This is a genomic window from Vibrio sp. 10N.222.55.C7, assembly GCF_041473335.1.
GTDB classification, from domain to species: Bacteria; Pseudomonadota; Gammaproteobacteria; order Enterobacterales; family Vibrionaceae; genus Vibrio; species Vibrio crassostreae_C.
Genome location: NZ_JBFRSC010000056.1, coordinates 1 through 21,812 on the forward strand (window position 1 = coordinate 1; position 21,812 = coordinate 21,812).

16 protein-coding genes and 1 pseudogene are annotated in these 21,812 nt (G+C 44.1%); 3 read left to right on the forward strand and 14 right to left on the reverse strand.

All coding sequences use genetic code 11. The annotated features are described in order from the left end of the window. Positions 1–189: 189 nt before the first annotated feature. Together AB4482_RS19200 and AB4482_RS19205 are read right to left on the reverse strand one after the other, a co-directional pair. On the reverse strand, positions 190–1,872 hold the full coding sequence (locus AB4482_RS19200; RefSeq protein WP_372181425.1) for an alkaline phosphatase family protein: 1,683 nt from the start codon (positions 1,870–1,872) through the stop codon (positions 190–192). Between the two features lie 165 nt (positions 1,873–2,037). Beyond that, positions 2,038–2,826: an SUMF1/EgtB/PvdO family nonheme iron enzyme gene (locus AB4482_RS19205; protein ID WP_017060470.1), complete on the reverse strand. Its 789-nt coding sequence runs from the start codon at positions 2,824–2,826 to the stop codon at positions 2,038–2,040. Between the two features lie 137 nt (positions 2,827–2,963). Between AB4482_RS19205 and AB4482_RS19210 the strand changes: the two genes are divergently transcribed. Continuing rightward, positions 2,964–4,295, forward strand: a complete 1,332-nt coding sequence (locus AB4482_RS19210) for an anaerobic sulfatase maturase (protein WP_372181426.1) — start codon at positions 2,964–2,966, stop codon at positions 4,293–4,295. 87 nt (positions 4,296–4,382) lie between these two features. After that, positions 4,383–5,441 carry a hypothetical protein gene (locus AB4482_RS19215; RefSeq protein ID WP_372181428.1) on the forward strand — a complete coding sequence of 353 codons (1,059 nt, stop codon included), beginning with the start codon at positions 4,383–4,385 and terminating at the stop codon, positions 5,439–5,441. Positions 5,442–5,588: 147 nt separating this feature from the next. On the opposite strand, the pseudogene AB4482_RS19220 reads toward AB4482_RS19215, so the two are convergent. From AB4482_RS19220 to AB4482_RS19275, 12 genes and pseudogenes are all read right to left on the reverse strand, one after another. After that, positions 5,589–5,801 (reverse strand): annotated as a pseudogene (locus AB4482_RS19220) (gamma-glutamyltransferase); the annotation flags it as partial. Beyond that, complete coding sequence (locus tag AB4482_RS19225) at positions 5,791–5,973, reverse strand: gamma-glutamyltransferase (RefSeq protein ID WP_029222748.1); 183 nt, start codon at positions 5,971–5,973, stop codon at positions 5,791–5,793. The pseudogene AB4482_RS19220 and the gene AB4482_RS19225, both read right to left, overlap by 11 nt. Positions 5,974–6,019: 46 nt before the next feature. Next, complete coding sequence (locus tag AB4482_RS19230; RefSeq protein WP_372181430.1) at positions 6,020–7,111, reverse strand: porin; 1,092 nt, start codon at positions 7,109–7,111, stop codon at positions 6,020–6,022. Position 7,112: 1 nt separating this feature from the next. Further along, positions 7,113–7,589, reverse strand: coding sequence for a hypothetical protein (locus AB4482_RS19235; RefSeq protein ID WP_017060466.1), 477 nt, complete (start codon positions 7,587–7,589; stop codon positions 7,113–7,115). Between the two features lie 10 nt (positions 7,590–7,599). After that, positions 7,600–10,803: a response regulator gene (locus AB4482_RS19240; protein ID WP_372181431.1), complete on the reverse strand. Its 3,204-nt coding sequence runs from the start codon at positions 10,801–10,803 to the stop codon at positions 7,600–7,602. 213 nt (positions 10,804–11,016) lie between these two features. After that, entirely contained in the window at positions 11,017–11,391 is a 375-nt protein-coding gene (locus AB4482_RS19245) for a hypothetical protein (RefSeq protein ID WP_017060464.1), read from the reverse strand. 108 nt (positions 11,392–11,499) lie between these two features. Beyond that, positions 11,500–13,638, reverse strand: a complete 2,139-nt coding sequence (locus AB4482_RS19250; RefSeq protein WP_371725558.1) for an ATP-binding cassette domain-containing protein — start codon at positions 13,636–13,638, stop codon at positions 11,500–11,502. Continuing rightward, positions 13,635–15,221 (reverse strand): ABC transporter transmembrane domain-containing protein, encoded by a 1,587-nt coding sequence (locus AB4482_RS19255; protein WP_052879653.1) that lies wholly within the window; start codon positions 15,219–15,221, stop codon positions 13,635–13,637. Before AB4482_RS19255 ends, AB4482_RS19250 begins: the two co-directional genes overlap by 4 nt. After that, entirely contained in the window at positions 15,211–16,635 is a 1,425-nt protein-coding gene (locus AB4482_RS19260; protein WP_372170896.1) for a TolC family protein, read from the reverse strand. The genes AB4482_RS19255 and AB4482_RS19260 overlap by 11 nt, the downstream gene beginning before the upstream one ends. Continuing rightward, positions 16,610–18,841, reverse strand: coding sequence for a response regulator (locus AB4482_RS19265; protein WP_372170894.1), 2,232 nt, complete (start codon positions 18,839–18,841; stop codon positions 16,610–16,612). Before AB4482_RS19265 ends, AB4482_RS19260 begins: the two co-directional genes overlap by 26 nt. A 3-nt stretch (positions 18,842–18,844) precedes the next feature. Beyond that, positions 18,845–20,194: an HlyD family type I secretion periplasmic adaptor subunit gene (locus AB4482_RS19270; protein WP_017060459.1), complete on the reverse strand. Its 1,350-nt coding sequence runs from the start codon at positions 20,192–20,194 to the stop codon at positions 18,845–18,847. 12 nt (positions 20,195–20,206) lie between these two features. Further along, a complete protein-coding gene (locus AB4482_RS19275; RefSeq protein WP_017060458.1) occupies positions 20,207–20,557 on the reverse strand; it encodes a hypothetical protein in 351 nt (116 codons plus the stop codon). Positions 20,558–20,748: 191 nt separating this feature from the next. Between AB4482_RS19275 and AB4482_RS19280 the strand changes: the two genes are divergently transcribed. Next, positions 20,749–21,812 (forward strand): cadherin-like domain-containing protein (locus AB4482_RS19280; protein WP_372181433.1); only part of this gene is annotated, 1,064 nt, incomplete at its 3' end.

Sequence of the window (21,812 nt, forward strand, 5' to 3'; positions counted from 1 at the left end):
GGTAGTTTGTGTATGATTTTTGTTTGGCGACTAAACCATATCACTTACTACCGTTTTTGTTTTTAGTTCCCGCTAATCCGCGATGAACCTTATTTGTTTCGACCTAGTGAGTCAGAAACAGATAAACGGCTCTTTTATTGAGTGGGTGCTGGATTCGAAATCTAGCTCACGAAACCTTAGAAATTGAGTCTACTCAGTGATCTCTTGCAGCACTTCTCCGATTGACCCGCTTGGTTGGGTGATACCCAGTTTGTTCGAAAGCGTTGGCGCAATGTCATATGGCGTCACTGGTCGCGATACCTTCTTAGCTTCAACGTCGTAGCCTGCAAAGATCACAGGCACATGAGTGTCGTATTTCCACGGAGAACCATGTGTAGAGGCAATTTGGAGGCCTTCCATGTCGTTAATGTAGCTGCGCGGTGCAAATACTACGTACACGTCGCCAGAACGAGCAGGGTGGTAGTTGTTTTTAATTAGCTGCATCACATGCGTATCCGGTACTCGGTTAGCCGCAATGTCACTACTTGATACAGCAAACGCAACACCTTTCACTTTTGCAATTTCATCCGCAATAGCTTCTTGGACCTTAGCCAGATCAAGCTTCTTCTCAGCGATCAGATCATGATTCAGATAGATGTAAGGTTGTGCGTACAAGCGAATCGCGTCTTTGGTTAAACCAAATTCATCCTTCAATCGTTTCTCAACACCACTCGAGAGTAGTGTGTCTTTATTGAAGTATTGAGCTTGATTGAAACCAAGCGCATTTGCCGCAGGTGAAGATTCAGGTACACCGTGGTCGGCAGACAGCACAATCAATGTGTTTTCTAGCCCGACTTGGTTATCCACGGTTTTGAAAAGCTTAGCGAGAGTCTTATCAAGTCGGATAAGGTTGTCTTCTGTTTCTAGGCTTTCAGGGCCGTAAAGGTGCACCACGTAGTCATTTGATGAGAAACTCACTGACAGATAATCGGTCACGTCGCCTTGGCCAAGCTTCTCTTGCATCAACAAGGTGCTAGCGAAGTTTTCCGTGATTTCGTCACCAGCAGGGCTGACGGTTAGCGTTGTGCTGTAGTTCTTGTAACTTGCCGGGCCATAAGGATGAGGGAAGGTGCGTTGGAAGTCACCGAGTTTCACTTTGTGTTCGGTATCGTGTTCTTGCAACGTGTACTTATCACGCGGTAATGAGAGCTCCCATTTCTGTTTGGAATACTGAGCAGCAATCGCTTTCTCGTTCCAGCGTGATACCCAATCTGGATACTCGTCATAGTAATAGTTACTGGTGACAAACTCCGATTGTGCTTTGGAGAACCAGAAGGCTTTACCACTGTGTCCTGCCAATGAGATTGCGCCGCGGTCTTTCACTGATACACCGAATACTTTTGATTTGCCACTATTGGAAATCGTCAGTTCGTCACCAAACGTGGTGGAGAGTATTGGCTCTGGAGAGCGGCCATCGCCTTGTGCTGTCTTCTGCGTTGGGTCGATCTCTGTTGCTTTATCGACACCTGCACCAGAGGTCAGCATTTGGTAGTTACCGTCTTCTACGTTATACACCAAACGTTCTTCGCTACGGTCATACCAAACGTTACCTACCATGCCGTGTACGCTCGGTGGAGCACCTGTTGCAAGCGACACATGGCCCACGATCGTTTCCGTGTTGCCATGTTGGTAGTTTGCGTTGGTGTAGTAGGTACCATCATCCATTAAGTACCGGAAACCGCCTTCACCGAAGTTGTGCTTATATCGTTCGATTAGATCTGCGCGCAGGCCATCTACCGTGATTTGAAGGACTAGATTTGGCTTTTCCTCAGCTGAAGCTGGGAGAGCGCAGAGTAACGCGAGGGTTAGTCCTGAAAGCTTGGTGTATTGCATAGAGTTTCCTTATTCACTGTTGCCGCTGAGTTCTAATGTTTGGTCAGGTTTCCAACGTTTGGCCAGATTTGTAACGTGTGTGCAGTGCGAATCGTATTTTTAGTATTGTTGGTGACGATTAGTGAACCATAACCTTCGGCATCTTTAGTTAGTTCGCTTCGTTAGCTAGTTCACATCCTTAACTAAACGCAGCCCCATATCTGACATAGTGATCGATTGGCTTGCGAAGTCACGACGGTAACTTTCAGATTCATTTTCGTCATAAGCAAAGCTGCCACCGCGAACCGATTTGTGTGATAAACCGACGTCGCTGTGTTTTGCGTTGTTAGGGTTGTCTGTTGGACCGAATCGGTAGAAGGTGTCATCGAAGGCATCGATAACAAACTCGCCCACGTTTCCTGTCATGTCATATAAGCCTAGTTCATTTGGTTTCTTTAGCCCGACTGGATGTGCGCTATTTTTAGAATTTGCTGAGTACCACGCAACATCATCTAAGTTATTGGAACCACTGTAAGTATAGCCTTTACTTTTATTGCCACCTTTGGCTGCAAATTCCCATTCAGCTTCAGTAGGCAGACGGTATTCTTCACCCGTTAATTCATTCAACTGCTCAACAAAATAGTTTGCTTGCTGCCAACTAAGGTTATTGACCGGAACTTGTGGGTTTTGGAAATAACTGAGAGATGAACCCATCACCGATTCGAACAATTCTTGAGTCACCTCAAACTTCGCAATATAGAAACTATCTACAGTTACATTACGTGCAGGACGCTCTGCTTTGGTCGCTTCTGGACCGTTCGACCCCATGGTGAATGTGCCGCCTTCAACCAACACCATCTCTTGGTCAATTTGTTGGGCGATGGGGTGTGTAGGCACGCTTGCACAGCCACTCAGAAGGATAGTCATGGTGACGCTGCTAATTGTTGCTAACTGTTTGTAATTAAGAAATTTCATCACGTGCCTCAGATGTTCGAAATAGGGTCTAATTCTAACGTTTAAGGTCATTCCTATTGGTTATAAAGGGTATAACATGTCACCTGATCGAATAGGAATTATGATGGGTCCAGAATACTAAAATAGGTAGGTAAATCATGCATATTACTCAAGGTCCACAATATAACGGTAAAGCGTCTAAGCGCTTGCATGTCATGGCTAAGCCGATTGGCGCAGCATGCAACATTGACTGTAAATATTGTTACTACCTAAGTAAGCAAGATTTGTTGGAGTACAAGAAAGGCAGTTCTCCAAGAATGGATGATGAAACGTTAGAGACGTATATCCGACAATACATCGAAGGTCAAAACACGGCAGAAATCATCTTCTCATGGCAGGGTGGTGAACCTACCATGCTTGGTTTGGCCTATTTTGAACGTGTGGTTGAACTACAGAAGAAGTACCAACCTGAAGGTGTATTGATTTCAAACGACTTACAAACCAATGGCACGTTACTGAATGACGATTGGGGACAGTTCTTAGCAAAGAATAACTTCTTGGTCGGCTTAAGTATTGATGGCCCAGAGATGCTGCATAACGCCTACCGTACTAACCGAGCCGGTCGTGGTACGTTCAAACAAGTGATGGCGGCTGTTGAGCTGTTGCACAAGCACCAAGTGAAATTCGCGACGTTAACCTGCGTGAACAACCTGACCAGTCAAAATGCACTAGAAGTGTACCGATTCTTACGTGATGTGGTGAAGTCACCGCAAATGCAGTTTATTCCTATCGTTGAACAGAAAACGTTCCGAACGGTTGCACCGCAAACCTCTCAAGTGAGCGAGCAATTGAAGCAGGGTGACAAGCGCCTGATCCCGGGTCATAAAGATTCAATCATGGAATCATGGTGTGTGTCAGATCTGGCGTGGGGTAACTTCCTGATTGCTGTGTTTGATGAGTGGGCGAAACACGATATCGGAAAAGTGTTCGTTCAATATTTCGAAGCAAGTTTAGAAACGTGGATTGGGCGTCCGAACCCATTGTGTACCTTGAACGAGATATGCGGAAAGGGTTTGGCAATGGAGCCAAATGGCGATGTTTTCTCATGCGACCACTATGTTTACCCTGAGTACAAAATTGGCAATATTCATCACGAGAAAATTGATGATTTGGCGTACAGCGCACCACAGCAAAAGTTTGGTTTTGCTAAATCCCGCACACTGACCAGTCAATGTCAGCAGTGTGATTACAAGTTCGCTTGTCATGGTGAGTGCCCTAAGAACCGCTTTATCAAAACTCGTGCAGGCGAACCGGGCTTGAACTACTTATGTGCAGGTTGGCATAAGTTCTTTTCTCATGTCGATAAGTCGATGGCGTACATCGCTCGCGCGATGGGGCATCCGGTTGCTCATGGTAAATTCAGCGACTCAGTATTGATGGCGCATCGAGAAAAACAGGCGCAACAAGCTACGTTCGAGACCAAGTTTTAACTCGTTCTTTGGATCAACAGGTCCAAGATAAATTTAATCAGATACGAGTCTAAGGACAGGCTAAGTTCTCCAGTTTAAGGTAATACTATGATGAAGAAGAGTTTAGCGACGGCTGTTGCTTTATTGATTTCAACGTCCGCATTAATTTCAACGTCTGCGATGGCTGCGAATAGCGTTCAACAAACGGTTGACGCGCCAGCACAAAATATCAATCAAGTGCTTGAAATGACGGACACTCAAACCCGCATTCAACAGTTGTCTTACATGGCACAAGATCAGAATCAATCTGTTGAAAATCGTACTGGTGCAGTGCAAGAGCTTGCTTCATATCCAAGCCAAAATGCGCTGGTGGCGGTGGCAAGAGGCTTAAAAGATCAAAACCCTGAAGTTCGTGAAGCGGCGGTTATCGGTTCTGAACCTTACCAACTTGAACATCGCTGGGCGTTAGTTTCACCCTTGCTAAAAGACAGCGATACCATGGTTCGCCATACGGCAACGTCAAACCTAGTCCGTGACTTCAATGCATTGGATGACGAGCAGAAAGCACAAATTGAACCACCAGTCATAGAGCTTATTAGCTTCTTGGAAACGCAAGAATCTGAAAAGTACCAATTACTGTTTGCTGATGTGCTTCGTTGGCACAATGACTGGGATAAGGCGGAAACGGTTTATCTAGAGCTGATCAATACGCATCCAAAAGAAGCGCAAGTTTGGTTGAGCTACGCAGATAATTTTCGAGCTCAGAACAAAGATAAGCAAGCAGTCGAAGTATTAGATCGTGGTTTGGAGAGCGTGCCAAACAACGCCGCTCTGCATTATTCGAAATCGTTGACTCTGGTTCGCCTTGAAGACAAAACTGCGGCAGCCAAAGAGATTGAAGTGGCTGCGAAGCTAGCGAAAGATAACAGCTACTACTGGTACCTAAATGGGGTATTACAAGAAGAGTTGGATATCGACAAGTCGACTAAATCGTTCGAGAAAGCATATTTGATCTCTGGTTCTCCAGAGCAGCTATACGCGGTATGCGATATCTATGTGCGCTACGGAAATGAAAAGACCGATGATTGCTTAGGTGAGCTAGGTAAAGTAGCTCCTGACTATGTTATTGATCAGTTGAAAGATAAACGAGTAGCGCCAAGCTCATAATATCCTAATGAGTAATTAGCGAAGCCTATAATGAAAAGCCAGTCGACACGTTCGACTGGCTTTTTCGCATCCATGAACTGCTTAGACGAGGTTCAAGCAACTAAAGACAAAATAAGGGCAAGCCTGTTACTTGCCCATTTCGTTTTATTATTCACCCATAGAGCTTGATGCACGGCGTCTGTCGGTCGCGCCATAGATCTTGCCATCTTTGACTTCAATGGCATTCAAGCCACTGACGACTGGAATGACATGCACCGGATAACCGAGCTGCATGAACTCTGGTACTAACATTTCGGCGTAGGTTTTCTTTTCGACGAGCAAACCCGTTGGGTCGTAAGGTTTGGTGCGATCAATCTTGGTCTTTGTCTTTTTGGTAAAACAGCGCAAAAGTACCGCCGCCAATCCCAGTCATATCCGGTTCAACCACCGACATTGTCATCTGCATCGCCACCATTGCATCGACTGCATTACCGCCTTGCTTGAGTACCGAATACCCAGTGCTGCTTACATATGGATTCGTTGCACTTACCATAAACTCTTCGCCAGTTTCGTCTGGCGTAATTGGAAAAGGATTTGGGTTAGAAGACGAAACTCAACATGATGGTATAAAGGACGGCATCTTTGTCATCAAAACCAGTAAGTGCGTTGAAATTCTCAACAAAGGCACCGTTTGCTTTACGAGCCTCAAAATATTGCACTTCGCCATTGATGGAGACGTTAGGTAACACATCGTAATCCACACCAATTAGGTAGCTGTTTCCTGTTAGGTGTTCGTGAGAATCAAACTCTGCTCCGTAAACGACGTATGGAGTGAATAAATCTAGTCTGTAGCCCAAACTAGCGTACATCGAGGACGAGATGTCACTGATCTGTCCTTCACTTGTCAAAACAAATTGACCCAGTTCGTATTCTGCTCCTAATGACCAAAGTTGAATGTGTTGGTTGTCTTGTTTGCTACTGAATGGAGCTGTTATCGAAGTCCCAGGGATTGTAATCGTGCCAGAAACGGTTTGATCAAAATTGGAGTCGAGGAATGACAAGTTCCAACGATAGTTTTCACCGCTCAATTGAAGATTGGCACCGAACATTCGGTTGGTTTCAAATTCCAGTTTTGTAGTCGAGTTGAAATCTACGTCATTTTTATCTTTTATGCCGATAAACGGAGTAAGTAAAAGAGTAGCTTCGTCACTGACATCGTGAGTCCAGCTCACTTTTATGCCATTGAAAGCTGTGATTCCGAGAACGCTGTTATACACCTCTGTAGGTGGCCTCGCGGTCATATAGGCTTGGCCTACATAGTAGTACTCAGAGGCAAGGAACAGTGGCAGCCTCAAGCGTCCAATACTTACATCAAAGTCATTAAATTCATAGCCTAAGTAAGCCCACTCTAGCTGCGGTTCACTCCAATCATATTGGGGTGGCTTGACAACTTGCACGGAAGCTTTGAATGAGTTGTAGAAGTAATCGAGTTGAACACCAAATGTGGTATCACAGTCGTAACAGCTCTCATCAGTAAAACCGTGGTTGATGATGAGTGGATTATCGTTATCCGATGTTGCCCAAGACGTTGAGCCAAAGCCGCTCAGGGATAAATTATCGGTAAGTTCGATGTTCGCAAAAGCCGGAGAGGCAATCGAAGCACATAGCACTGACGTAATTATTTTTTTCATATTATTTCTCCGAACTTATAACGTAGAGAACGTTGGCATTTTGAGGAACCGAAGAGAGTGGGGAGTAACCAATACGGTTTGGTTTGTCATCAAGCCAGTCGACTAAGCTGTCGGTTGACGCCGTTTTGATTTCTCTTGGATAACGCGCTTTTCCTGAAAAAGATAAACCAGCCCAGTGTGCATTCATTTGAGCGGCATTTTTTCCAAGCAAAAGCTGATAAAAGTCCTCTCTTTCGGCACTGTTCTCAGGCCAATCAGACAGTTCAACACGTTTGCCATTGAGGTGCTTAGTTTTCCCTCTATAGAGCTTTCGCGCTTTGTTTATTGATATCTCTTCAAATCCGGAGTCTAAAGAAAATATGGCATAATCTTCAGCGGCGTGAGCAGGGCTTAGAAAAAGCAAGCTTCCTAATAGCCCTACCGCGACTGGCAACATGACTCTGCGGGGAAGTGTTTTTATTGTTCTAATCCAATCCATGAGGTATCTCCTAACAAGTCGCACTTTCTATTTGATGGAATAGCTTTTCTTTTCTTACGGGCTTCGCTACGTATCCATCCATTCCGGAATCAAAGCACTTTTGAATATCATCATCGATAACACTGGCGGTTAACGCGATAATAGGAGTTTTGCTTAAGCCTTGGTTTTTCTCGTGTTCTCGAATCTCCTTAGTTGCCGTGAAACCGTCCATAACAGGCATCATGCAATCCATCAAAATAATGTCGAAGCTACTGTCGTTCTGGTACATATCAACGGCAATTTGTCCGTTGTCTGCAATTTCAAAGGCATATCCGGCCTTCTTCAGCATGATAGAAGCTACTTTTTGATTGACGCGGTTGTCTTCGACTAGCAAGATTCTCTCTGATTTGCTCGGAATTGCGTTTTGTTCCGCTTCTTCAGGCAAAGTACGTTTGGTCGCAGCCCCGTTGATAATTGGAGTGACAGTTGCAGGTTGTTTCTTAGGTTGAGCTTTATAGGAAGCTGGTAGTGGCATAGCTTCTACCGCGGTGAGTACTTTCTCTTTAAGCATTTCGAACTTGAATGGTTTTGGTACATAGTCATCCATACCAACGTCGAAACACCTCTGAATATCGTCATCGATGACACTGGCGGTCAATGCAATGATAGGGATGCGTCGCGTCGCTTCTGTTTCTTTTTCAATTCTTCGGATGTTGCTTGTTGCATCAAAGCCATCCATAACCGGCATCATGCAGTCCATGAGTATCGCCGCGTAATGAGGATTAGCGGTGAACATGTCCACAGCTTCTTGACCATTATTAGCGAACTCGAATTCAAAACCACTTTTACCGACATGAAGACCAGCAATTTTTTGGTTGATCTTGTTGTCTTCAACGATGAGGATTTTGTGTTGGATCTCGACTGATGTCTGGCTTGCTTCTGATAGTTCCGCTAAACCTCGTGTATCACAAAGCTCAATAGCTTTAATTAAACGCAAGCCGAGTAGGGGCTGTGCGACTTGTGCAGTAACGCTGTCACCAAGATCCGCTGGCTCACTTAAGAAGGAACGTATCAAACAGATAGTGATGCCGTTTTGGTGCAGCTTTTCTAAGTTATCTGCGTGGGTATTAGCTAGGAATGCGTCATCTTCGGCGAAAACAACAGTAATAGGTTTAGTGTGTTTTTGAGTGGAGAGCTGCTCTGTAATTGCCGTTATATCATTCGTTTTATCGGTAACCTTCAAACCATAAAGGTTAAGGTCGGACTCTATTCGCTCGGAGAGCATGTTTTCGTTACCCAGCACATAAATATCAGCCGTTGCTGTACTTGGTTTTGGCAGTATCAAGTCAACAGGCAATACCAAGTCGAAGTAGAAACAGCTTCCTTCACCTTTGACGGAGTCGAGTTGAATTTGACCACCCATCAGCTCTACCAACTGTGTACTGATGGCTAGGCCAAGACCGGTACCACCGAATTGTCTGGTTGTTGAATCATCCTCTTGAGCGAAGGGTTCAAATATTTGTTTTTGTTGCTTTGAATCGATACCAATACCTGTGTCGCGAACGGCAAATCGAATGGTGACATTATCGTCAGATTGTTCGAGCGTTTGGATTGATAATGTGACGCCACCTTCAGCCGTAAACTTCACCGCATTCGACATAAAGTTCATCAAGATCTGTCTTAAACGGTGATCGTCTATCATCACGCGTGCTGGTGTATCTGGGCTGATATCAACGTTAATCGATATTCTTTGTTCTTTCGCTTTTGGTGCCACAATAGAGGCGATGTCGTATATCGACTCTCTAATCGATGCAGAATGCGGGCTGATTAATAGCATGCCAGACTCAATTTTAGAGAAGTCTAAGATATCGTTGATTAAGCTAAGGAGCAGTTGGGATGAAGTTTCGATCGTATCAACATAGTCACGTTGTGTCGGTGTAAGCGGCGTATCTGCGAGGATTTCCGAAATACCAATAACACCATTGAGCGGGGTGCGAATTTCATGAGACATGTTGGCCAAGAAGCTACTTTTTGCTTTGCTGGCTTGTATTGCGTGGTCTTTCGCGTGTTCGGCATCCTCTTTGGCTCTCTCTGCGTCTTCTTTTGCTACCGTCAATCTCTCTTTCGCGAGCTCTCGTTCGATGGTCAATCGTTCAACTTGCTGAGCAAACAGACTGAGTTCATCTTTACCTTGGATTAATTTATCTAAAGAAGGGCGCGTGTCATCATTTTCGCTTTTTAAGAAAGCTAACACCAAATTAAGGTTGTTAGTGACTTGTCTCGCCAAGCTAAGAGTTAAACCCATAACAATCGCTGCCAGCAAAGCGACGATTGAAATAAACAGGGTTCGTTGTATTTGCGCGTCATAGATGGCTTGCTCAACTTCTTGTTGAAACTCTTGCTTGATTACGCCGCCAAGGCTTTGTAATAAGTTGAGCCGTGCGCTCATCGCTTCTAAGCCGACAGACACTTCTTGTGGCGTCAGTTGGCTGATTGTATTTAGGTCGAGTAGCGCGCTTCTTATCTCTTGGCTTTGAGCAAACACATCATTTCGAAACACTTCAACCATCAAAGAAACTTGATGTTCGTTGGCGTTCAATGAAACAAAGCGCTCTAAGAACAATTGCTGTCTTTCACTCAAGGTTTTGATCTGTTCGGCGAGTTCTGGGTCGTACTCTTGGCTGATTTGGAAGATCTCAATCAGTGAACTACCAAGCTTGAACTCTTCGTTCGACCAAAACATCAACCACTCAAGTTGTTTAAGGGCAGTGAGGTGCTGTTGAATTTCACGTTTAGTGTTTTCAAAAGGGACTTTCTCTACTTCAAGTAACAGTTGCTTGTATAAATCGCTCTGCCATTCGAGGGCATCCAATTTATCGTAAGTGTCAGTCACTTGCATCGTCGATAAGGTCGCTTCGCTGAAATCGGCAACAAGTTGATTCATTTCATCAGATGCGTCTAAAAAAATGATGGGAGACAGGTTTTTAAGTTCTGCCTTTACTTGGTTGCTTTGAGTAGCAAACTCTTCAGGGCTAGAGGCTAAGGTACTTCTATACAAAATAGAAATATCTTGAAGATAGACAGATAACTGATTGGTTCGTTCAAAATCGGTTAACTGAGTCGTTAATATATAAGCCTGTCTACCTGCTAGGAAGAGTAATAATGAAATGGGAAGTAGAACTAAGCCAAAGAGTTTATGTTTGACTGAAAGGTTATTCCAAACCGTAATCGCCATATAAGGATCCATCCAACTGTCGTTATATAAAAACAGTAGAATAAAAATGCCGATATGGAAACTTTGAAACGGTAAATTTTACGTAAGTGTGGGAGAGGTATAAGTTCTTGTGATTCCAGAGCTTATGTTGAAATTCGTTCTTTTATTAGTAATTTATAGCGTTTGGCAGTTTGTTTAATTTTATGCTTATTGATGAATCACTTAAAAAGCTTACTAATGAGGACGATTGTTATCGAGGCTTAATTCGAAAAGAAGTTGCTCTAATACGGTTTTTGCAGAGGGTTCTAATGTCCAAATACCGAGCATTCTGTTAAGTGCGGCGCGATACACTCTGTTTTTTAGTAGGAAGGCGAGTGTGCTCGTATCATTGCTGAATACGTGCATTTGTACGATGGTGAGCTCTGCTTTGTTCTCAATGTCTATTTTCTGAAGATTGAAAGCGGGTAGGAAGGCAGACTCATACCAAACCTCAACGATCTCTCGAAGCTCCATCTCTTCTTCAGGTACATCGCACTCCTGAAGTTGGTGGTTTTCAGGAATTGCGGATAAGTAAGCTACATCAAGCTTGTCTGCAACGAATGTGTACATATTCTTCCTTGTTACCTGTGGTATTGGGGCGAATCATCCCTCTCGCTTATGAATTTGTCAATTATATCTATTTCCCTAAATAGCGAATTGTGATTAAGCGTTGAGGTTTTAGCTTAAGCTGTTTAAGTATTTGTCTGTTAAGCCAAAATATTTCAAATTTCCATCCGGCTCTAACACTAAACTCATGTTTGATGTTGCGATCAAACCAGGGTCGTTGGTCGAAAAAATGACTGTTTTATTCAGCAACTTATCGCTGAACAAACGGTTAAAGTACTGCGCATTTTCATTTTCTGCACCATTGAATGGCTCATCAATAATAATCAGAGATTGCTCACAGTTACCTAAGCCGAGTGCCAGACGCAATTTTTGTTGAATTCCATTCGGGAGACTTTTGCATTTATCCACGCTTAACTGAGTAGCTAAGCCTTCCGGAAGCCATTCATCTAACTCGAAGAAGCTCACCATCTCTTGCATCTTGTCTGTTGGAATCAGCCCGTTGTGTAGAATGAAGTTGGTCTCGAGTGAGCCTTCAAAAATATGCAAATTAAAAGGGATGTAGTTAATCGAGGTGCGATAACGGTAGCTATTGAACTGTTTAATGTTGTAACCATCGACAGAGACTGCGCCTTGATAGCGGTCTTCTAACCCGGCAATGATTGAAATTAAGGTGGTTTTGCCGCAGCCCGTTGGGCCACAAATGACCACTTTTGCACTGGGTGGGATTTTGAACCCCAAGTTAGTTAAGCCGGTTGCTGCTCCCGCGTATCGGTGACTGACACCGCTGCCCACGATGCTGCCTTGGAACAGGCGAATAGGCGGGCTTTTCTCTAAGGTTAATTTGTCGTCATTCATCGACATTAAATTGTTGATCTGTGCGGACGAAGCTTTGATCGACTGGAACTTGGAAATTGAGTTATAGATACCCATGATTGGGCCTAACGCTTTCCAAACCAGAATAACGGTCGCGAGCATGGCACCCGCATCAGAAGTACCTTCCATCACGCCAATAACTGCAGTCACGATACTTGCTGTGCCAATCACTTGGATCAAACTGCCGCCAGCGGCCTGAATCTTACTGTTCGTTACGGCAACGTTCTCTGCATCGCTGGTGCTTTGCATATGCGATGCGCTGAATCGAGATTGAACGACACGAAGTAAAGGCAGGCCTTGGATAGTCTTGATACCACGAAGAATTTCATTCCATTGATACGAAACCATCGCATTGGCACGCGAACTTTTGGATGTGGCTTGCGAGTAGATATAGCGCGAGTAAATACAGAACACTAACATCAGTATTAAGCCGCCCATCACCACCAATGCCGCTGTACCAGACATCAGAGCAATGGCGATGATAAATACAATCACAAACGGCATATCAAAATAGCTAAGCGTTGATTCTGCGGTCACCAAGCGTCGGAAGGTATCGATATCTTTCAAACGCGCTAACTGAGAAGAGACCCCAGCTGTAGATGTCATCGCATAAGGTAGCCACAGCAGCTTAGATATAACGGCTTGCGAGATGTGCACGGCGAGATCTTTACCGGACGTGGCAATGATATTTACCCGCATCTTTTTAAAGAAATACTCCGAGAAGCCAACAATAATGGCGAATAAGGTTAACCAATAGAGTGTGGCTTCGGAGCTCGAAGTCAGTGCGAAGTTATATACACTCATAATAAAGAATGGCTGCAATGCACCGAGAATACTGATGACGAAGCTCAGAATGATCAGGCTTTTAAGTTCATTGTTATAACGATAGAAAGCGTATTTAATCCAATTGCTTCTGTCTTGCGATTCCGGAGGTGGCTCGCGGAACAGACGAGAATATTCGCTAATCGCAATCAGCAAACAGGGCTTTTTGCACATTGGGTATTCAATGGTGTTGTTGTTCGTGTAATCAAACAGCAGCAACTTTCCATCTTTGGTGCCTAAGAAAATCGCACTTAGATTCTCTATTTCAATAAAGCATGGCTGAGGGTGCTTATCGATATTCTCGAGTGTCTTTAGTTTAGTAACATCACAGCGATATCCAAGGCGCTCGATGGTTGCTGTAAAGCTGTCGCCATCTTTGGGTTTTGGAATAAAAGCATCGCTGAGTATTGCGGGTGTGCCTTCCCATTCGAGTGCTATCAGGGTGTAGGCCAAACCACGAATAAGTGGCGATTGACTGTAACGTTCGTCGTATCCACTAGATTCAAAATCCAAGACACGTTGCGGCACATTATTGAAGTCAACTAGGATACTCATTGGTCACCTCCGGTAAGTTTTACGCGTTTGAGGCGGTGATTAAGTTTGTCCATTTTATTGCTGGCGATGATCAATATTTTGTCATTGGCGCGATAAGCCGTACTGGTGAGAACGACTCTCGCAAATTCCTCATCAAAGACACAATCGATGTCATCGAATATCAATACACGCTTACTGGCGAGCAGGGCACGAACTAATAATAAGGCGTAGCCAACTTGGCGAGAGAATGGGTTACGCATATGGCCTTTGAGTTCTGTATAAAACCCGGCAGGAAGCCCATCAATTTGCGCTTTGATGTTCATGGTTTCACACAGTGCAAACGCCGTGTTATTCAAGCTTGGTCGGAAACAGGTCAGGTTATCGATAATCGTCCCTTCTACGAACGAACTGGTCTTATCAACCATCAGAACACTGTTACGCCAAACGTTGTAATTGACGTCATCCAAAGGCGTGTCGTTAATCATGATATCGAGTTTGCTATCACTGTTCTGACGCGTAATACAGTTAGCGAGGTGGGTCTTACCTGAACCACTTTTCCCTGTCAGCAAATAGGCTTGTCCGAGTTCGAACTCGATACGCTGCTTTTCAGAATACTTAACCGAAATACGTTCAACTTCTGTTGTTTCATGTTGGTGTTCAACAGAGGCGGCCAATTCAAGGAGGTCAGCGATACGTTGGATGTGGAGTTTGTTTAACTCCCAGCGGCTCGCGGTTCTCATTACCTGTTGATATGGCGCAAAGTAACGGTTGGTTAGCATGATGATCGCGGCCATGATGCCTTGACTCGATTCCATATTGATTACGGCAGTCGCCAAGACCACAACAACGCAAGCAATGGATAGCTGTTGGATGAGCGCCAAAATCAAGCCAAAGTTCGACTCGATTTGCTCATATTTGATGTTCTCCACTTCACGCTCTTCGACCATTTGTGTCATCAGGCTTTCAACGCGGTACTCCATGTTTCGCGCTTTAATATCAAGCGGGCTAGAGATGATCTCAATGATTTTGGAGGTAGTTAACCCTTCGATGTCTGACTTATTCTGCAAGCTACCAATTTTCTGTTTGGAAAGACTCCAAGCGAAAATCGCTAAGACAGCCGAGGCAATTAGAAGGGTGATACCAGCCCATATGTTGATGAGACCGATGATAAGTATAGTAATCACGCTAACAGCAAGGTTGATAAGCGCTCGAACCGATTCTCCACCAAAGAAGGTCTTAAGTTCAGGAATGGTTGAGATTCGTTCTAGGTATTCGCCTGGTTCCAAACGACGGAATTTAGATATTTCCGCCAAACAGATGGATTGGAATACCTTGTTGGTTAGGTTGGTTTCAAACTGCCTCATGATAACGGAAGATATCTTCTCTTCCTGACTTTTTAAGTGGTAGTCGAGGAAGATGGAAATCAAAATAATCGCGAACAATAAGAACAGCGTATCTTGTGCTTGGTTGGGTAACACTCGGTCAAAAATGATCAGAATAGAGAAGGGCAGTACCAAACCAAACAGGGTCGATATTATCGTTGAGAAAGTCAGATAACACTTATCTGCCATGTTGATCTTTTGCGAAAACTGCTCAGTTTGCATTGCGACCTCCTTTTCTCAATGACTCCGTTGAGAGAAGATGTTTTGGCACCAAATCTTGATTGTCGCGACCTTCAATATCACTCATTAATTGCATCACGCTTTCGATAGATTGAATTGAGAGTATTCCCTTAATTTGCTCAAGCTTGATGGTCTCGATGATGTAGTCGTATCTTGCGCTTTCATAGTCTCTTAACGCGCTGAACAGCTTACTTTCCGCCGCCAGCAAGTCGGTGATGGTACGCGTGCCTAATTGGTAGGCTCTTTGGATCCCTTTATAAGACGCGTAGTTGGCGCGAATGATGTTTTCGTAACTGCTTATAGATTGCGAGAAATCGTTAATGTTGAGCACGGAGGTAGTCACGCTGTTACGTGTGGTGTAAAGCGAGTCTTGGTAAAGCAGTTCAGTACGTTCGATGGCAGTCGATGATTTTTGATAGCCATAGTAATCAGAGCCACCGGACAAGATAGGCACCGCAAGGTTTAACCCAACACTGGTTGAGTTACTTTCGCCTGTCGCTGTAATGTCGGTTTTGTCGAAGTTATTGGCGTCATCGTGTCGATAGCTGGCTGAAAGCGATACGGTCGGTAAGAAGTTCGAACCGCTCTCTTTTAAGCTTCTGCGGCTTCTCTCGACGTTTTTCTTAGCCACTAACAAGTCGTTGTTGAGCTTTAACGCTTGATCCATGATTGATCGTTGTTCGGTTTCGTTTATCTCTTTTAAAGGCACACTTTCGTAGATATCTTGAGACGGAGTGATAGGGTATTGAATCTGAATCGATAGCCCGTTGAGAATGACGCGACGGTCTTTCTGCAAGGTTCTCAATCGATTCGACACACCTTCTTTCTGAGCAATCACTTCGTAAAGCTCACTGGCGGCTGTATTGCCGAGTTCCACATTGCGTCGCATTTGATGTTCACGCGTCTCAGACGACTTAAGCTCTACCTTGGTCGCTTTAATTTGTGCGTTGTTTTTCAAATACTCAAAGTATTGAGAGCCGATTTCTGAAATAGTGCTTTGGATTTTGTTCTCGTGTTTAATCTCTTCAATGTTGAAGTCGAGCTTTGCCGTCCCATATTTGAAAATATCGCCCAGATTGAAGATCGATTGAGAAAGGGAAAGGCTGTAGCTGTTCGAGTTATAGCTTGAAGTTTCATCAGGCACACTTGATAGCAAGGTTTCATTTTCATTCCATGTGGTATCGGCAGCACCATTGAGGGAAGGAAGAAATTTTGAGCGGCTGATACCAATGTTGTACTCGTTCTCTTCGACCCCTTTATCACTCGCTCGAAGAGAAAGGCTGTTCTGCAGACCGAGTTCTACCGCCTCAAGCAGGGTAGTCGCCGATGCTGAAGGTGTCGTGCTTAATGTAAGCGCAGCTATGATGCTGCTAGTTAAGTTTTTGTACCGCCACATACTTGTTGATCACCTTGATGATTTGGTCGCTTTTATAAGGTTTGCTGATTACGTAATCCATTCCGGCCTCAATACAAGCCTGGTGTTCGTTACTGCTGGTCAATGCGGTTGCACCTATGATGGTACAAGGGTTTTTCTCGTTTTCTTGTTCGAATTGGCGAATGCGTTTTGTGGCTTCGATGCCACCCATACCCGGCATGATGCAATCCATGAAGATGATGTCAGAACGCTTGTTCATAAAGTGCTTCACGGCATCGGCGCCATCGCCAACCATGTCTGGTTCATATTCTTGTTTGGTCAAGATTCGTTTCAGTAAAATTTGTTGAACTCGGTCATCCTCTACGATAAGGAATGAGCTGTTTTCCATCTGTTCTTCCGATGCTTCCGCTTCCATAATGGTGAGTAGGTTTGGAATGAACTCATAAGGGATAGCAGGGGCGTTGATGATTTTGTCGACGAAGCTATGACACTCTTGTGCTTGCTGAGTGTTGGTCACTGACAACAGTAACTTGGTATTTGGGTGGTTCTTAAGCTGAGATTTCACAGTCTTACTTAGTGAGGGCAGTTTGTTGGGTTCAAAGGTATCGGTGAGCATAATCGCATCGTAATCACCGAACGTTTTCGCCGCTGAGAAAAGCTCATTTGCAGTGCGAATCTCGGTGATATCAAGCCCCAAGTTACTGAGCATTTTCTTCATCACATCGATGCGAACTTGAGTATTAGCACACAAGAGTAAACGCTTGCCATCAAAGCGAGTTTTCTCTGTGTGGAAGTTCTTAGCCTTAAGATCAAGCTCGATCTGAAAACGTTCCTGAGCCCCTGACTGGAACCAGTGGCTCTCGTAATATCCGTAATCCTTCAGAACGCTTTTCGCTAAGTCATCTGTGCTGGCTGTATGGTCTTTGTGTGCGCTCCAATGGAGTTTGTTGAGCTTGGCAACAGAAACATCCAGTGTTGATAAGAAGTTGAGGTTGATGGTGACACGGGTATTTTCCATGTCTGAAGCCGCACCCGATTCAATCGTTACAAACAGTTTCTTATTTGATTTGAGTTGAATAGCGTTAGAAAGTTGAAGGAACAGTATCCAGAATAAGCTGGTGGATTGGCCTGCAACACGATTCGGTAAGTTGTCAGAGATAAAACAGTCAAGTTGGCTTTCATTACGTTGTACTTTGGCACTGATATGAATCATTAATTCAGATAACACGCTCAGTAAAGAGAACTCTTTCGACTTGCTTTCCGTACCCTGTGATATCAAGCGATTATAGTTTTCTGCTAACTCAGATAGTGTGCTACACGCAGAGGTAATATCGTTCGCCATCAACACGCCGCTTTCATCGGTTTCTTGAACCAGATATTGGACACCACCGTTGATGGTGTTTGTAATTCCGCGAATCTCATAACCGATCAGCGCATACAACTGTTTGTAGAGATCGTTATTGCGCTTTTGGTCTTCTAATTTACTGAAAATAAGTTTGAGATGAGAGTAAATCTGACGCTGCTTGGGGTTGATGCTAACTTCATTAAGAAGCTCTTCAAGACGTTGTAAATCTAGCTGCTTCAGCTCTTGATACAGGGCATCGAATTCATAGTCGATTTCGCGTTCGTTAGAACTGGATTTCTTTAGCTTCAACATAGCAACTGAGTTGGATAGAATCGTAATCACAGCCAATATCACGACCACCATAAACAACCAGATAAAGAACTCGTTTTTTTCTGACATTAAGTCATTTGCATGGTTGTTAAACATGGTGCGATAGTTGTCGTCCATCTGCAGATAGTTATTGGTCAATGAAAGGTACAAGCCTAATACGTCGTTACGTGTTTTTGCGCTATCGGAGAAACGATTAATCGCCAATTCCAGTTGTGTGTATTCAGTTGCCCCAACCAAGCTGAACTCGGTTTTGTTCAACGAGGCTAAAGAGCGAAATTCATCAATTTCAAGCTTCAAGTTAACCAGGTTGAATTCGTTAGTGCCGCAAGTGTTGGTACTTAAACACTGTTGCAGAGTTTGAATATCTTGTTCTATGGTCTGATTAAGCTTCTGGGCTTGTATGAGCAGTGGGGCGCTTTGCACTTGTGCGACTGAATCTATTTTTGACCAAGAAAAGTATAAATAGAAAGCGAGCGCAGCCAATACCACGCTAAATAGTATGCTTAGACGTAGGGCGGGTATGGAAATATTGTACGAAGGTTTACCGCTCATTGATTATCTCTCATCGAAAGCATCCTCGATGGCTGACATCACCGGTTTCGCAGCGTATTCGATCACGCGACGCGAGCCTGTTTTCACATCAGCGGTAAACTCCATGTAAGGTGATAACTTGTATTGAGTGCCTCCTCGTTCAAGAAAGTTTCGGTCAATTTCAATCTCAGCTAAATAGAATTCAGCGTCTTCTTCTTCGTATGATGAACGGCTGATTGAGGCGATGGTTCCCTCAACAAACCCGTATTTTGCAAAGTTATAGGTATCCATTTTTACTTTCACTGCCTGACCAATTTCGACAAATCCCATGTCTTTACGTGGGATCTTCGCTTCACCGTGTAACGAATTATTTATTGGAGCAATATCGGCGATACTTTCTCCTGGCGGAATCACAGCAGAACGGAAATTGAAGTGAAGTTTATCGACCACACCATCGACTGGCGAGTAGACGACTAGGCGATCAACCTTGTCGGAATGCTGCGGTTGTAAGATTCGCTTTAGCTTGAGGTCTTTGTTCGCTTGAATGATTTGTGCTTGGTACTCAGAGTTTCGATTCTCAACCAAGTCACGGTGTTGCTTTTCCAGTTTGTCGAGTTGGAAACGCTCATTCATCACAGATTCGTCAAGGTTCTCAATCTCACGCACCATATTCGACTCTTGTACTTTCATGTTAAGAACGTCGACATAAGACGCCATCTCTTCTTTATAGAGGGTGTTTTTGATGTTGAGCTGCTTACGTATCAGAGAGAGTTGATTCTCTGAACTTTTGCGACGCTTTAACATTGAACTGATCAACGAGTTCTTGTGCTTAATATCGTGTGTAATGAGTTCTTCATTTGAACGGTTTTTAGAGAATTCTTGTCTCCAGGTATTCATGTTGACCTGAACTTGCTCAGGGTATTTCTCAATGAAAGCGTCGAAGTTAGGCTCTATCATGTCGCGTAAGCTTTCATAACGAATCTTATCGAGCTCTATCTGAATAATTTCAGTATTGACGGTATCAAGTTGAGTGTTACGGTCAAGTGAGCGTATTCGAGCGATAGGTTGGCCCTCATAAACGACTTCCCCTTTTCTGACTAACAATTCTTCTAATATCCCGCCTTCTAAATGCTGAACTTTCTCAACATCCGATTCCAATAGCAGTTCGCCACGTACAGAAACAACAATATCGATACGTGCTTGTGACGCCACCGCAATAGCGACCAAAGCGAGCAAGAATATAATGAGCAACGTTTTGTGAACGCTGGTCATGGCACTAGCAAGCACAATAGTGTCATCAGCTGTGACCTTAGAAGCCTCGTTATTGGAAACGAGTGCTTTTCTGAGGTGATGTTCTATTTGGTTATTGCTCATGACTGACCTCGGTTACTTGCCATCTATTACTTCCTTAATATCCAACAAGTGGTTGATTTGTCGATTGACGTTGTGCAATTCAGTTTTTACATCCTCTATTAGATCTTCCGGCGCAGGAAACTCGTGTCTACTCAAGTGTTCCAATTTGGCCATTTTTGGCGGAAGGTCTTGGTCGCAAAGCAACGTTAAGATGGTCTTCAATCGTTTTGAGTAACTATTGAGTTCATCAAAATGATTACCGTTATGAAGCGCTTCTATATTTAGGGCTGCGTCAGAAAAGTCATTGTAAAAGTCGCCTAATAGCAATTGCAGCCCTTTGTGGTTGTTGTCGACCGAGCGCAACAAATTCGTCATGTCTATCATCGCTCCACTGCCTTAATTGCTTTAATCACAATAACTAAGGATCTTTAAAGGCAGTTTTCAAATTTTTTTTGATTCTTTCTCTTTAAAAAGAAATTATGAAAAATGTTGTATAAAAAAATTGGTTTTTCAAAATGATGTCCTTTAATGCCTCTATAAATACGATCAGTTAGCTAGTAGCAACGGAGGCTGTAATGGCAGGCGAAAATAACCAAAACAACCAAAACAACCAAAATGAAGATCTAAATGACGCGGTAGAACAAACGGACACGAACGACGCGGGTACGCCCTCCCAACAGCAGAATCAACAAAATCAACAAAACACGATTGCGTCGACAATAGCGACGGGTGCTGAAAATGCGGATGCGGCAGACGAAGTTAACCAGGCTTTAGACGAAAATCCGAGTGGTGCAGGTAATGCTGAAGATGCCTCTGCTTCTGGTGCGGCTGTGCAAGAAGAGACGCCAGAAAGTGATGGAGATTCAGACGCTGCACAATCCAATGTAGTTGGTGGAGCCGCTTCTGAAGCTGGCTCGGATAACGCTGCTGGCAGTGGTGGCGGTGCTGGAGCGGGCGCACAAGCTGTAGGTGGTGATATCGCAGAGGCTGCGACAGGTGGTGTAGACGCTGAAGGTAATGAAGAACAAGGCCAAGCTGCGCGTACTTCAGCAGCGCCGAGTGCGACATCTTCAGAGTCGGGTGACCAACAAGTTGGTGATGAGCTAGATTCACAAACAGTAGAAGAGACGTTTGCAGTTGATGTTCAAGCTTCTGACGAAGAGACCATTAGCGAAGTAGAGGATGACTTTGATTCTGAAACGGTAAGCGAAACGTTTAAAATCAAAGTGGAAAGTGAAAATGATGCGCCAGAAGCTGAACAAGATCTGGCTTACATCATGGATGAAGATGGCTCCATAACATTCACTCAAGAACAATTACTCGAATACGCAAGTGATGTAGATGGGGACGAGCTTGTTGCTTCTAACGTTCAAGTTGGTGATGATGCAACAGTTCAAGACAATGGTGATGGTACTTTCACCGTTGTTCCTTCAGCTGATTTTAATGGTGAACTTGACCTTACTTTCGACATCAGTGACGGCCAAGAAACGATTAGCAGCGCAATTGATTTAACGGTACGCCCGATTAATGACGCGCCTGTTCCTGAAGATAAAACGTTTGAAATCGAGGAAGACGGAACTCTTGTATTCACCGACGCTGACCTCCTTTCTGGTGCGACAGACATTGAAGGTGACAACCT

What these genes read in the sequence shown, in the direction of transcription:
- AB4482_RS19200 (WP_372181425.1), bottom strand. Translation starts at nt 1,872, where the DNA reads ATGCAATACACCAAGCTTTCAGGACTAACCCTCGCGTTACTCTGCGCT.
- AB4482_RS19205 (WP_017060470.1), bottom strand. Translation starts at nt 2,826, where the DNA reads ATGAAATTTCTTAATTACAAACAGTTAGCAACAATTAGCAGCGTCACC.
- AB4482_RS19210 (WP_372181426.1), top strand. Translation starts at nt 2,964, where the DNA reads ATGCATATTACTCAAGGTCCACAATATAACGGTAAAGCGTCTAAGCGC.
- AB4482_RS19215 (WP_372181428.1), top strand. Translation starts at nt 4,383, where the DNA reads ATGATGAAGAAGAGTTTAGCGACGGCTGTTGCTTTATTGATTTCAACG.
- AB4482_RS19225 (WP_029222748.1), bottom strand. Translation starts at nt 5,973, where the DNA reads ATGGTAAGTGCAACGAATCCATATGTAAGCAGCACTGGGTATTCGGTA.
- AB4482_RS19230 (WP_372181430.1), bottom strand. Translation starts at nt 7,111, where the DNA reads ATGAAAAAAATAATTACGTCAGTGCTATGTGCTTCGATTGCCTCTCCG.
- AB4482_RS19235 (WP_017060466.1), bottom strand. Translation starts at nt 7,589, where the DNA reads ATGGATTGGATTAGAACAATAAAAACACTTCCCCGCAGAGTCATGTTG.
- AB4482_RS19240 (WP_372181431.1), bottom strand. Translation starts at nt 10,803, where the DNA reads ATGGCGATTACGGTTTGGAATAACCTTTCAGTCAAACATAAACTCTTT.
- AB4482_RS19245 (WP_017060464.1), bottom strand. Translation starts at nt 11,391, where the DNA reads ATGTACACATTCGTTGCAGACAAGCTTGATGTAGCTTACTTATCCGCA.
- AB4482_RS19250 (WP_371725558.1), bottom strand. Translation starts at nt 13,638, where the DNA reads ATGAGTATCCTAGTTGACTTCAATAATGTGCCGCAACGTGTCTTGGAT.
- AB4482_RS19255 (WP_052879653.1), bottom strand. Translation starts at nt 15,221, where the DNA reads ATGCAAACTGAGCAGTTTTCGCAAAAGATCAACATGGCAGATAAGTGT.
- AB4482_RS19260 (WP_372170896.1), bottom strand. Translation starts at nt 16,635, where the DNA reads ATGTGGCGGTACAAAAACTTAACTAGCAGCATCATAGCTGCGCTTACA.
- AB4482_RS19265 (WP_372170894.1), bottom strand. Translation starts at nt 18,841, where the DNA reads ATGAGCGGTAAACCTTCGTACAATATTTCCATACCCGCCCTACGTCTA.
- AB4482_RS19270 (WP_017060459.1), bottom strand. Translation starts at nt 20,194, where the DNA reads ATGAGCAATAACCAAATAGAACATCACCTCAGAAAAGCACTCGTTTCC.
- AB4482_RS19275 (WP_017060458.1), bottom strand. Translation starts at nt 20,557, where the DNA reads ATGATAGACATGACGAATTTGTTGCGCTCGGTCGACAACAACCACAAA.